The 12,222-nt window shown below is 72.3% G+C and carries 13 protein-coding genes; 7 read left to right on the forward strand and 6 right to left on the reverse strand.

The annotated features are described in order from the left end of the window. Window positions 1-46: 46 nt before the first annotated feature. The 3 genes from CK206_RS14195 to CK206_RS14205 all read right to left on the reverse strand — a co-directional run bounded on the left by CK206_RS14195 (window position 47) and on the right by CK206_RS14205 (window position 2,136). Entirely contained in the window at window positions 47-547 is a 501-nt protein-coding gene (locus CK206_RS14195) for a metallophosphoesterase (RefSeq protein ID WP_069389706.1), read from the reverse strand. Window positions 548-648: 101 nt separating this feature from the next. After that, window positions 649-1,578 carry a DUF2993 domain-containing protein gene (locus CK206_RS14200; protein ID WP_096906777.1) on the reverse strand — a complete coding sequence of 310 codons (930 nt, stop codon included), beginning with the start codon at window positions 1,576-1,578 and terminating at the stop codon, window positions 649-651. A 57-nt stretch (window positions 1,579-1,635) separates the two neighbouring features. Then, the gene (locus CK206_RS14205; protein ID WP_096906778.1) at window positions 1,636-2,136 is read right to left on the reverse strand and encodes a DUF2505 domain-containing protein; all 501 of its coding nucleotides are present in this window, start codon (window positions 2,134-2,136) and stop codon (window positions 1,636-1,638) included. A gap of 135 nt (window positions 2,137-2,271) precedes the next feature. Here CK206_RS14205 and CK206_RS14210 point away from each other — a divergent pair, with 135 nt between their 5' ends. From CK206_RS14210 to CK206_RS14230, 5 genes are all read left to right on the forward strand, one after another. Beyond that, complete coding sequence (locus CK206_RS14210; RefSeq protein WP_096907474.1) at window positions 2,272-3,357, forward strand: UDP-N-acetylmuramate dehydrogenase; 1,086 nt, start codon at window positions 2,272-2,274, stop codon at window positions 3,355-3,357. Between the two features lie 95 nt (window positions 3,358-3,452). Further along, the gene (gene yidC, locus CK206_RS14215) at window positions 3,453-4,640 is read left to right on the forward strand and encodes a membrane protein insertase YidC (protein WP_254050598.1); all 1,188 of its coding nucleotides are present in this window, start codon (window positions 3,453-3,455) and stop codon (window positions 4,638-4,640) included. A 94-nt stretch (window positions 4,641-4,734) separates the two neighbouring features. Beyond that, the gene (locus tag CK206_RS14220) at window positions 4,735-5,190 is read left to right on the forward strand and encodes a GNAT family N-acetyltransferase (protein WP_173674798.1); all 456 of its coding nucleotides are present in this window, start codon (window positions 4,735-4,737) and stop codon (window positions 5,188-5,190) included. 214 nt (window positions 5,191-5,404) lie between these two features. Continuing rightward, window positions 5,405-7,027, forward strand: a complete 1,623-nt coding sequence (locus CK206_RS14225) for an ATP-binding cassette domain-containing protein (RefSeq protein WP_096906779.1) — start codon at window positions 5,405-5,407, stop codon at window positions 7,025-7,027. 58 nt (window positions 7,028-7,085) lie between these two features. After that, window positions 7,086-7,691 carry a dihydrofolate reductase family protein gene (locus tag CK206_RS14230; RefSeq protein WP_067717091.1) on the forward strand — a complete coding sequence of 202 codons (606 nt, stop codon included), beginning with the start codon at window positions 7,086-7,088 and terminating at the stop codon, window positions 7,689-7,691. 175 nt (window positions 7,692-7,866) lie between these two features. Here the strand turns inward: CK206_RS14230 and CK206_RS14235 are convergent, their stop codons facing one another. The 3 genes from CK206_RS14235 to CK206_RS14245 form a co-directional block, all read right to left on the reverse strand. Continuing rightward, window positions 7,867-8,403, reverse strand: coding sequence for a ferritin (locus CK206_RS14235; RefSeq protein WP_067717088.1), 537 nt, complete (start codon window positions 8,401-8,403; stop codon window positions 7,867-7,869). 107 nt (window positions 8,404-8,510) lie between these two features. Then, the gene (locus tag CK206_RS14240; RefSeq protein ID WP_067717087.1) at window positions 8,511-9,290 is read right to left on the reverse strand and encodes an SDR family oxidoreductase; all 780 of its coding nucleotides are present in this window, start codon (window positions 9,288-9,290) and stop codon (window positions 8,511-8,513) included. Between the two features lie 60 nt (window positions 9,291-9,350). Further along, on the reverse strand, window positions 9,351-9,800 hold the full coding sequence (locus CK206_RS14245; RefSeq protein WP_067717084.1) for a limonene-1,2-epoxide hydrolase family protein: 450 nt from the start codon (window positions 9,798-9,800) through the stop codon (window positions 9,351-9,353). Between the two features lie 73 nt (window positions 9,801-9,873). Between CK206_RS14245 and CK206_RS14250 the strand changes: the two genes are divergently transcribed. Next, entirely contained in the window at window positions 9,874-10,785 is a 912-nt protein-coding gene (locus CK206_RS14250) for an alpha/beta fold hydrolase (RefSeq protein ID WP_082923954.1), read from the forward strand. Window positions 10,786-10,900: 115 nt separating this feature from the next. Then, the gene (gene mshA / locus CK206_RS14255) at window positions 10,901-12,211 is read left to right on the forward strand and encodes a D-inositol-3-phosphate glycosyltransferase (protein ID WP_096906780.1); all 1,311 of its coding nucleotides are present in this window, start codon (window positions 10,901-10,903) and stop codon (window positions 12,209-12,211) included. The last annotated feature ends 11 nt before the right edge of the window (window positions 12,212-12,222 follow it).

Here is a 12,222-nt window from a genome sequence, read left to right on the forward strand (position 1 = left end):
GGCAGATTCCGCGGTCGCCGGTCGGGCGCAAAGCGGCGGGGCGACGTCAGAGCCGGTGCAGCTCGACGTCACCCAGCGCGCCGCCGTCGATGGTCGCGGTCATGTAGGTGCAGTGCGGTTGGCGACGCCGGTCGGTCGGGGAGCCCGGGTTGAGCAGTCGCAGGCCGCCCTGGCCGGACGCCCTCGGCGCGGTGGTGTCCCACGGGATGTGCGAGTGCCCGAACACCAGGACGTCGGTGTCCGGGTAGGCCTTGGCCATGCGTGTGTCGCGGCCCGCGGACGCGCCGGCCTCGTGCGTCACCACCAGACGCACGCCGTCGATCGTCTCGCGTGCCACCTCGGGCAGGCGCTCGCGCAGGTCCGGGCCGTCGTTGTTGCCCCAGCAGGCGATGAGTCGAGCCGAGCGTTCCTCCAACGAGTCGAGAAGCCCCACGTCCATCCAGTCGCCCGCGTGGATCACGATGTCCGCGGCGTCGACCTCATCCCACACCCGCTCGGGCAGGTCGCGGGCCCGCGTGGGGACGTGGGTGTCGGCGATGAGCAGCAGGCGGGTGCCGGCGTCACTGCCGCCGGTGCCCCTGCCGCCCGTGACCCTGCCGCCTGAGACCCTGCCGCCCAAGACCCTGCCGTCCGCATGAGGCGCAGGGGTCACTCGGTCGCCTCGAGCACGACATCCTGACCGGCGATGTCGACGGTCATGCCGCCCGGCACCACCCGGACGCCGGTCAACTGGACCCCCTCGGGCAGTTCGGCCAGCGCCGAGTCCATCATCGAGACGGTCCCGCCGAGGAACTCGGAGGGCAGCGGGAAGCCGAGGATCGACGCCTGCTCCGGCTGCATCTCGAGGACGCCACCGATGAGCCTCGGCGTCACGACCGCCTCGGCCAGGCCGCTGATCGAGACCCGCAGGGTGCCGGCGGCGGGGTCGGCGATGATCTCCTGGACCTGGATCAGCCCGCCGAGCAGGGTGTCGCCGGCCGCGCCCTCGGACTGGGCGGCGGCGGACATGGTCTGCTCGGAGACGAACGCGGTCCCGGTCAGCGAGTCCACGTAGGTCAGGTCGCCTTCGGTGCGCACGCCGTCGGCCCGGATGTCGATCTGCGGTGCCGGTCCGGTCGCGCCGTCGGCGGCCGAGCCGTCGGTGGTGATGCGCACGGAGCCGAGGTTGCCGTCGATGTAGGACAGGATCACCGGGCGCGCGCCGAGTTCGACCTGGGCGGGCGACCCCAGGCTGGCGGTCACCTCGTCACTCATGCGGTTCTTGATGGCGTTGCGCATGCCGAACTCGAGACCGACCAAGGCCGCGACGAGACCGACGGCGAGAAGCGCCGCGATGAGCGCGATCAGCGGCCCGCGTCCCCGCCGGCTCCCGCCCTCAGCGCCGGATCCGCCCGAACCGGGCCCGCCCGAGCGGGATCCGCCCGGGCTGCGCCCGGCCGTCCAGGGTCCACCCGTGTCGGAGGCGCCGGGGCCCTGCGAGCCGGTTCCAGGCGCTGCGGCGAACTGCGCGGTCTCGGCGTGCTGGACGCCGGGTCGGTCGTAGGCGGGGAGGCGTTGGGTGTCGTGCGGCTGCTGCATTCGTCCGATTGTCACCGATCCGGGCCGGGAGTGCAGTGCCCACGTCCCCGCCGCAGGTCAGCGGGCGGCGGTCCAGCGGCGCAGGTGCTGGTACTCGGCCTCGAACAGTCGGTCCAGGTGCCCCACGACGAGCTTCTCGAGCTTGCCGCCGAGCAGCGGCACCGACACCTTGACCTGACCGGAGACGGATTCGTGGGCCGCCCCGTCCCGGTGGACGGTCTCGGCGCCGCCGTCGATCATCCCGAGCCCACCGGCGGCCTCGGCGCGGGCCGATCCGGTGAACCGCTCGCCGTCGAAGTCGCCGAAGGTGCTGGTCCGGACGATCACCAGCTGCCCGGGCAGGACCTTGCGCGCCAGGTCGGGGATGTCGGAGTCGGGGATGTGCTGGGTGACGGCCACGGTGATCGTGTCGCCGGTGGTGGAGAAGTCGTCGAGGGTGTCCTCGGGGCTACCGACGGCGGCGATGCGGTCGCGCCAGAAGGCCTCGTCGCCGTAGGAGGTGAACACGTTCTCGACGTGCGTGTCGATACGTGCCGTGTGGGAGAAGCGGGTCGCCATGGGGTCAGACCCTACAAGCCGCCGGTTACCCTCGGTCGTGTGAACCCGTCGTCGCCCGACCCCGCCGGCACCGCGCCGACCCCCGCGGGCACCCATCCGCACCCCGCCGACCCGGTCGTCGCCGAGCTGTCCCACATCAGCGGCATCGACGTGGCGCCCGGTGCCCGCCTCGCGGACCTGACCACCCTGCGCATCGGCGGCCGCCCCCGCGCGCTGCTGGAGTGTGCGACCCCGGACGCGGTCTTCGCGGCGGTCCGCGCCCTGGACGCCGCGGACGTGCCGGTGCTCGTGTTGGGGGGCGGTTCGAACCTGGTGGTGGCCGGCGGCGACCTCGACCTGGTGGCGGTGGCGGTGCGCAACCGGGAGATCGACTACCTCGCCGGCCCGACCGAGGACCAGCTCGTCGTCCGCGCGGGCGCGGGCCTGACCTGGGACGATCTGGTCGCCGACACGGTCGCGCGCGGGTACGGCGGCCTCGAGTGCCTGTCCGGCATCCCCGGATCCGTGGGCGCGACGCCCGTGCAGAACGTCGGCGCCTACGGGGTGGAGGTCGCCCAGATCCTGCACCGCGTGCGCTGGTTCGACCGCGCCACCGGCGTCGACGAATGGGTCACCCCCGACGCCCTCGGCCTCGAGTACCGCACGTCCATCCTGAAGAACACCGACCGCGCCGTGGTCCTCGAGGTGGAGTTCCGCCTCGATCCCGCCGGACGCAGCGAACCGATCCGCTACGCCGAACTCGCCGGCCGCCTCGGTGTCGCCCCTGGTGACCGGACCGACCCGGCCGTGGTGCGGCGCACGGTGCTCGACCTGCGCCGCGGCAAGGGGATGGTGCTCGACGACGACGACTCCGACACCTGGTCCGCGGGATCGTTCTTCACCAACCCGGTGATACCCCAGGACGAACTCCCCACGGTGCGATCCCGGGTGGCCGCCAGGCTCGGCACCGCGCAGTCCGAGCAGATGCCCGCCTTCTCCGCACCCGGGGGCGTCAAACTCTCGGCGGGATGGCTCATCGAGCGGGCCGGTTTCTCCAAGGGGCATCCCTCGTCGTCGTCACCCGCTCGTCTCTCCACCAAACACACGCTGGCGCTGACCAACAGGGGTCAGGCCACCGCGGACGACGTGATCGCGTTGGCGCGCGAGGTACGTGACGGGGTGCGGGAGGCGTTCGGCGTGGAGCTGCACCCCGAGCCGGTGTGGGTGGGCTGCCACATCTGACCCGGGCCGCCCGGCGCAGCCGCGCGACCCTGATTCCCCCCTGCGCCGCCCACCCTGGCACGCTGGAGCCCGACCTTCGTGGTCTGTCCCGCCCCGTGCGCCCGATCCGGCGCCGCTCGTCGTTGGAGAAGCCCGTGGACCTGTTCGCGTATCCGGTGTCACTCGTCATGAAGTTCTGGCACTGGGCGTTGAGCTTCGTCGTGGACCCCGACTCCGGCATCGCATGGGTCGGCTCGGTGTTGCTGCTGGTGGTGACCGTGCGGCTGCTGCTCATGCGGTCCATGTGGCGGCAGCAGTACTCGATGCGCAAGATGGCGCAGCTCGCTCCCAAGATGAAGGAGCTGCAGCTCAAGTACAAGGATCGCAAGTCCCCCGAGGACCGCCAGGCGCAGGCCAAGGAGATGCAGGAGCTGTACTCCGGCGCCGGCGTCAACCCCGCGGCCGGGTGCCTGCCGCTGCTGGTGCAGATCCCGGTGTTCCTCGGCCTGTACTACGTGCTGCTCAACTTCTCGCCTCCCGGCAAGTCCATCGAGGAGGCCTCGACCATGACCAACGGGGCGTTCCAGCCCGAGCAGGTCGCCTCCTTCCTCAACGCCGAGATCTTCGGGGTGCCCCTGGCGTCCTACATCCGGATGCCGCAGGAGGTCATGGACTCGCTGCACCCGGGGCTGCAGCAGAGCGACATCCTCATGCTGGCCGTGCCGCTGTTCGTCCTGGCCGGCATCGCCACGTTCATCAACATGTGGAACTCCTTCCGCCGCCAGAAGGCGGCCAAGGCGGCCGAGCAGGCGGCGATCGCGCAGGTCGAGGCCGAGGACCGCGCCGGCGGGCCGTTCGTCGACGGCGAAGTGGTGGAGATCGACGGTGAGAAGCCCGCCACCGCGGCCGACGCCGACGTCGGGTCGGAGGGCGGCTCCACTGCCGCCGACCGCCGCGATGGTACGGCCGGCACCCCGGGCACTCCCGCCACCGCGGGCGCTGCCGGCGCGGCCGGTCCGGGCGCTGGAGCAGGCGCTGATGCGGCGGCCAAGCCGCAGGACTTCCAGTCGATGGCCGAGTCCATGACCGAGTCGATGAACCAGTCGATGAAGATCATGATGTACCTGTTCCCGTTCTTCCCGATCGTGGGCGCGTACTTCTTCAACTTCCCCATCGCGATCGGCCTGTACTGGCTCACCAACAACATCTGGACCGCGGTGCAGTCGCACTTCTTCATGGAGCGGCTCGAGAAGGAACTGCCCATGAGCAGCCGCGAGGGCCTGCCGCCCAGCGCGTTCATGTAGCCCTCGCCGTCCCCCCTTCGCCGGCACACCCGCGCCGTCACACCCGCGCCGTCACACCCTCGGCAGGAGTCCCGGCCGGGTCTACGCTGGAGCCGTGGAGACCGCCGCTCCAGAGGTGAGGTTCCGTCCGCTGACCCGCGACGACCTGCCGACGCTCGCGCGTTGGCTGGCCGAGCCGCTCGTCGCACGATGGTGGTCGGAGAACTCGCCGGACCGGGTCGAACAGGACTTCGGCCCCTACCTCGATGACGCACAGACGGAATGCATCGCCGAACCGGCGGCACGCGGCAGGGGCGCCGGTGCGGCGATGGCGGCCCGGGCGGTCTCCGAGATCTGGGCTCACCACCCCGGCGCGAGCTGCGTGATCGTTCCCGTGAACATCGAGAACCCGCGATCCTGGGGTGCCCTGCTCCGGGCCGGGTTCCGGCGGTTGCCGGACGCGGAGCTCACGCCCGACAACCCCGGTGACACGCCCCTCCACGCGATCTGCCGCATCGACCGACCCGCCCGCCGAGGCACCGGAACTCCGTGGACGGGCGCGGGGTCGTGATGAACGGACGCGGGTTCGTGCAGAATCCGGCTCTTGCCGCCGCCGGGACCGCGGTGTAGCTTCAGCGTGAACGTCGGTCGGGCGCACGGCGCGACTCCGGGGAGACCCGGGGCCGCGAGGGGCGCGGAGCCGAGGGGAATGAGACGAGGAGATCGAAGGACAGTGCTGAACCGCAGGTGAGTCCCGGCCACACGCCACCTCTCCTGGAGCACGCATGTCTTTCCTCGTCCTGTCGGACGTCGCGTACGCGTTTCCCGACGACACCCCACTCTTCGACGGGCTCGACCTCGCCGTCGGTCCCGGCCTGACCTCCCTCGTCGGTCGCAACGGCGCCGGCAAGAGCACCCTGCTCCGCCTCATCGCGGGCGAACGTCGGCCGACGCGCGGGTCGATCACCGTCGACGGCGATCCGGCGGGCCCGCCCACCGTGGGATACCTGCCGCAACTGCTCGCCGACGCCCCGGCGGAGCGCACCCTCGCCGATGAGCTCGGCGTGGGCGGGCGACTGGAGGCGCTGGCGCGGATCGAGGCGGGGGAGGGCGACGACGACGACTTCGAGCTCGTCGGCGATGACTGGGCCGTGGCCGAGCGCACGGTCGCGCTGCTCGACGACCTGGGCCTGCCGACCGAGTTGGGCCGACCCGTGGTGGCGCTGTCCGGCGGGGAGCGCACTCTGGCCGCGGTGGCGGGTCGACTGCTCGGGCGGCCCCGGGTCCTCCTGCTGGACGAACCCACCAACAATCTCGACGGGCGGGCGCGGGAGCGGCTGTTCGCGGCGATCGGCGGGTTCGTGGGCGGCGGCGATCGCGTGGTCCTGGTGGTGAGCCACGATCTCGAATTGTTGGACCGTGCCGGCAGGACGGTCGAGCTGCGGGCCGGCCGGTGCCGAGTGTTCGGCGGGCCGTACTCGCACTATCGCGAGGTGATCGAGACCGAGCAGGCGGCCGCGGTGCAGTCGCTGGCCGGGGCGCGGAACGATCTGCGCGCCGAGAGGCGGGACAGGGTCGAGGGGGTCGAGAAGGCGAGCCGGCGGGTCGCGCAGGGGCGGCGGGTGCAGGCGGCGGGCGGAATGCCCAAGATCCTCATGAACGCCCGTCGCGCGTCGGCGCAGGAATCGGCCGGCAGGTTGCGCGCGGTCCACGACCAGGGCGTCGAGCAGGCGCGGGAGCGGATGCGCTCGGCCAATGCCGCGGTCCGGCGCGAGGAGCGGCTGCGGGTCGAGCTGCCCGACCCAGGGTTGCCGGCCGGCCGGGTGGTGCTGGACGTCGATGACCCCGTCGCGGGCCGGGTCCATCTCGCGGGGCCCGCGCGCGTGCGCCTGGCCGGGCCGAACGGCAGCGGCAAGACGACGCTGCTGCGACGCCTCCTCGGCGCTCGCGGTCCGGACCGCGCCGGCGGCGTCGACGAGGGGTTCGACGATGAGGGGTTCGTCGACGAGGTGGTCCACGTCCCGTTTGCCCTGCTGCCGCAGGATCTGCGCGTCGAGCATCCGGAGTGGTCGGTCATCGACGCGATCCGAGCCGTCCGCCCCGCCGCGTCGGCGGAGGAGGCCCATGCCCACGCGGCGCGGCTGCTGTTCACCGGCCGGGCCGGGTTCCGCCGACTCGGCGACCTGTCGGGTGGCGAGCGACTCCGTGCGGCGCTGGCGGCGCGGCTGTTCGCCCGCCCGGTCCCGCAGTTGCTGGTCCTGGACGAGCCGACCAACAACCTCGACCTCGACGGTGTAGAGGTGCTCGCCGACGCGCTCTCGCAGTGGCGCGGTGCGCTGCTGTTGATCAGTCACGACGACGGATTCTGCGATCGAGTGGGGGTGGACGACGTGATCACCCTCGGCTGACCCCGCTCCGGCGGGGTGGACGCACGCGAACACACCTATCCCCGAGAGAGGGCCCACCATGCGCAAGCTCATCTACTACGTGGCCGTGAGCGTCGACGGTGTCATCGCCGACCCCGACGGCGGCGTCGACGCCTTCCCCGTCGAGGGCGACCACATGCCCTGGATCATCGAGCACTATCCGGAGACGATCCCCGGCCACCTGCGCGAGCCGCTCGGGCTGGCGCGGACCCCGCACCGGGCATTCGACACCGTGATCATGGGCCGCACCACCCATCAGGTGGCCGTGGACGAGGGACTGGCCAGCGGGTACCCGCACCTGCGCCAGTACGTGGTGACCCACCGGCCGGACGAGCTGCCGGCCGAGGAGGGGCTGACGGCGTCCGACGAGGACCCGGTGACGCTGGTCCGCCGGCTCAAGGCCGAGGGCTCGCCGCTGGCCATCTGGCTGTGCGGGGGCGGGATGCTGGCCGGGCAGGTGGTCGACGAGATCGACGAGTTCCGCCTCAAGGTCAATCCCGTCGTCCTCGGCGCGGGCATCCCGCTGGTGGCGCGGGCGACGGGCGGGCCGGGCGCGGCTGGCGGGGCGCTCCCGCTGGCGCTGACCCGTCGGACGCGTCGAGACTTCGAGAGCGGGGTGAGCTACGTGGAGTTCTCCCGCGGCTGATCGCAACGCCCGCCGCGCCGCTGCCTCCCCGCCACCGCGCCTGCCACCGCGCCGCCGTCGAGAAGAGTGTTTCGCGCGTATCTGTCGAGTAGAGGCGCGCGAAACACTCTTCTCGACGGCGAGGTGGCCAGGTGGCGCGGTGGCCCGGCGGCGTGGCGGCGCAGCCGGCGCAGGGTCAGACGGCGCCGCCGGCCACGGAGGGCGGGGTGCCGGTGTTGGTGGAGGAGTCGGTCTCGCGGGCCAGGTACTCCTCGATGCGGAACCAGTCGTCGGCGGCGCGCTCGGCGATGGTCACCAGGGTGTTCATGTTGGCGACCTCCTCGACCTGCTCGCGGAGGAACCACAGCATGAACTGCTCGCCGAGCGGGTCGGATTCGGCGCGGGCGGCCTGGAACATCGCCTCGATCTGCCGGGTGACCTGCTTCTCCTGCTCCAGTGCGGCGCGCAGCGCATCGGCGGGACCGCGGAACTGGGCCTCCGGCGCGGGCACGGCCGGGATCGTCACGGCGATCTCCCGGTCGAGCATGTACTGGACCATCATCATCGCGTGGTTCCGCTCACCCAGGCTGTGCGAGTAGAAGCGCGACGCCAACTGCGGTAGGTCCTGCGCGTCCGCCCACACGGCGATCGCGATGTACTGCTGACTGGCGGCGAACTCGTGACCGACCTGAGCGGAGAGGAGTTCGACGAATGAGTTCTTGTTCCTGGCCATGGAGGAGGCCCCTTTCGGTAGGGGGCCAGCCTATGTTCGCCGGCGACGTTTCACCAGGTCAGTAAGCCTAACCTGGGTACACCATGGCCAGCCTCACCTACCGCACATCAGCCCCGGTGGGCGCGCATCGCGGAGTGCTGGTCCCGCGGCTTCACCACGATCTGGTCCAGGTTGACGTGCGAGGGCCGGCTCGCCACGAACCCGACGATCTCCGCCACGTCCTCGGCCACCATCGGGGTGAGCCCACGGTAGACGGCGGCCGCCTTGTCGTCGTCGCCGTCGAACCTCACGCGGGAGAACTCGGTATCGACCATGCCGGGCGCGATCTCGGTGAACCGCACCGGCTGGCCCAGGTGCTCCCCGCGCAACGTCCGGTGCAGGACCGCTTGAGCGTGCTTGGCCGAGGTGTAACCGGAGCCGTTGTCGTACGACTCGAGGGCCGCGATCGAGGTGATGGTGATGACCAGCCCGTCGCCCGTATCTACCAGCACCGGCATGAGACCGCGGACCATGCGCAGCGTGCCGATGACGTTGGTCTCCCACATCCAGCGCCACTGGTCCTCGTCGGCGTCCATCACACTGGTCGTGCCCTTGGCGCCGCCCGCATTGTTGACCAGCACGTTCAGCCGGGGGATGGCCGCGCAGAACGCCTCGCACGAGTCGGCGTCGGTGACGTCGAGGGGCAGGGCGGTGCCGCCGATGTCCGCCGCGAGCGCCTCCAGCCGGTCGACCCGCCGCGCCCCGACGACCACGTGGAACCCGAGGCCGGCCAGCTCGCGCGCGGACGCCTCACCGATCCCCGACGACGCCCCCGTCACCACCGCGATGCGGGTCTCGGCGGGCAGGGCGGCGAGCCGCTCACGGGCGGCGGAGTGGTCGATGCTCATGGCCTAGAGACTAGGCGGCGGGTCCGACACGGTCGATGGGGGAGGACGACGACGACGAGGTCAGCGACCCCGACCAGTGACCATTTCGACGAGTCCGCGCACCGCGCCCTTGGCCATGTCGGCCTTGGAGAAGTAGTCCTGCCAACCGCACACCCGGCCATCGCGGACCTCGAGGCGGCCGCACACCCAGAAGCCGACGCGGAACCGCCCCACCCCCAGGTAATCGGTGCGCTCGGTGAGCACCACGACGGGGGCCGCCGGGTCGGTCGGGTCCGCGGGCGCCGACACCGCGAGGTGGTGGATCTCCACGCCGAAGCGGATGCTGCGGTTCATCGAGGAGATCGCGCCGACGACCGCGCGCTTGCCCCGGATGGTCGGCAGGCCGATGTTGGCCCACCAGACGTCCTCGCTGAGCAGGTCCGCGGCGGAGGCGGTGGAGCCGGTCATCAGGGCGTCGAAGAACGTGCGGACCACGACATCGGGGTCGGTCCGGGTGCTGGTGGCTGCCATTGCGCAACGGTAACCGCCGCGGGCGGGGTCTGGGGGCCGGATCGCGGCGATCGGCTCTGGCACCATGAGGTTCATGACCTCAGCCTCCCCCTCCGCCTCGCCAACCGACGCCCGTACCGACGCCCCCGCCGCCTCGACGCCCGCGCCCACCCTCCCTGCGCCCGCCCTCGCCTCGGCCGTTTCGTCCGACGGCACCGCGATCGCCTACCGCGTGCTCGGTGACCCCGCCGCCCGGCCGCTCGTGCTCATCCACGGGTGGGCGCAGTCGAGCGCGAGCTGGGGGCAGGACGTGCTGAACGACCTGGCCCGGCGTTTCCGCGTGGTGGCGATCGACCTGCGCGGCCACGGGCACTCCGACGTCCCGGCCGGCGGCTACGACTCGGCACCGCAGTGGGCCGACGACGTCGAGGCCGTCCTCGACTCCGCCGGGATCACCGAGGGCTCGGGCGCGATCCTCCTGGGTTGGTCCTACGGCGGGGTCGTGGTCGCGGACTACCTGGCCGCCCGCGGTGAGGGCCGGGTCGGCGGGATCGTGCTGTGCGGTGCGGTCACCTCCCTCTCCCGCTCGGCGGGCGGCGCGATCGGCCCGGCCATGAAGGAGGTCACCTCGGGCGGGGCGTTCGACGAGAAGCCGTCGGTCGCGCTGGCGGCGTTCACCAGCTTCGGAGCAGCCATGATGCGCTCGGGATCGGGCTCGGACGGGCAGCGGATCCTGGGCCTGTCGCTGGCCACGCCGCCGACGGTCCGGCAGGCGCTGCTCACCCGCAAGGTGGACAACGACGACACCCTGCGCGGCCTGTCGATCCCCGCGCTGGTCATCCACGGCGCCCACGACGGGGTGGTGCTGCCGTCGGCCGGGCAGGCGAACGCCGAGATGATCCCCGGCGGCCGCTACGTCGAGTTCGCCGAGTCCGCGCACGCGCCGTTCCTCGAGGAGACGCCGCGCTTCCTCGCCGAGCTCGACGAGTTCGCCGCCTCCCTGTAGCCGTTCGTGGCGGGCGGGCCCGGCGCGCTGGAGCCCACCTCGTCGTCGTCACCTCAGGGCGGGCGGGGGCACGGGCGACGTGCACCCCGGCGCGGGCGGGGGCACAATCGGACGGGTGACCGTAACCGACCTCGACCCCGGCGCCGCGCACCCCCTGCCCCGGCGCATCGCGGTCCTGTCCTTCCACACCTCGCCGCTCGCCCAGCCGGGCACGGGCGACGCGGGTGGGCTCAACGTCTACGTCCTGCAGACCGCGCGCCGCCTGGCCCGCCGCGGGGTGGAGGTCGAGATCTTCACCCGCGCCACCCACTCGTCGCAACCGCCGGTCGAGCAGGCGGGCGACGGCGTGCTGGTCCGCAACATCGTGGCCGGACCGTTCGAGGGCCTGCGCAAGGAGGACCTGCCCACGCAGCTGTGCCCGTTCGTCGCCGGCGTGATGCGGGCGGAGGCCGGGCAGGCGCCGGGCCACTACGACCTCATCCACTCCCACTACTGGCTCTCGGGCCAGGCCGGGCTCGTCGCGTCCGAGCACTGGGGGGTGCCACTGGTGCACACCGCGCACACCCTGGCGGCGGTGAAGAACGCGGTCCTCGCCGAGGGAGACACCCCCGAGCCCGAGTCCCGGCGGATCGGTGAACAGCAGATCGTGGACGCCGCCGACCGGCTCGTCGCCAATACCACCGGCGAACTGCGCGAACTCGTCGACTACTACGACGCCGACCCCGCGCATGCCGACGTCGTCCCGCCCGGCGCCGACCTCGAGCAATACACCCCCGGCACCCAACGCGGGACCGAGCGGGCCCGCCGCGCACTCGGGCTGGGGCAGCACTCCGAGGTGATCGCCTTCGTCGGCCGGATCCAACCGCTCAAGGCGCCCGACGTGATCGTGCGGGCGCTGGCCGAGATGGTGCGCGCCCAGCCCCGCCGCGATGTGCGTCTGATGGTCGTCGGTGGGCCCAGCGGGTCGGGGCTCGAAAGGCCGCGCTCGCTGATGGAGCTGGCCGAGGAGCTGGGCGTGGCCGACCGCGTGTGCTTCCTGGCGCCGCGCCCGCCGTCGGAGCTGGTGGACGTCTACCGCGCCGCCGACATCGTGGCGGTGCCGTCGTACTCGGAGTCGTTCGGGCTGGTGGCGCTCGAGGCGCAGGCGTGCGGCACCCCCGTCGTCGCGGCCGCGGTGGGCGGGTTGCCGACGGCCGTCGGCGACGGCCGGACCGGGATCACCGTCGACGGGCACGATCCGCGGGAGTGGGCGCGCGTGTTGTCGGGATTGTTGGACGACGACGAGCTGCGCCTGTCGATGTCGCGGGCCGCCCCGGTACACGCCTCCGGGTTTTCCTGGGACTCCACCGCCGACGGGCTGCTGTCCTCGTATGCGGGCACGATGGCCGCATACCGGGCCCGACGTGCGGAGGCAACCGCGTCCTGATCTCCCGTCCG

It is taken from the genome of Dietzia sp. WMMA184 (assembly GCF_002441635.1).
GTDB classification, from domain to species: Bacteria; Actinomycetota; Actinomycetes; order Mycobacteriales; family Mycobacteriaceae; genus Dietzia; species Dietzia kunjamensis.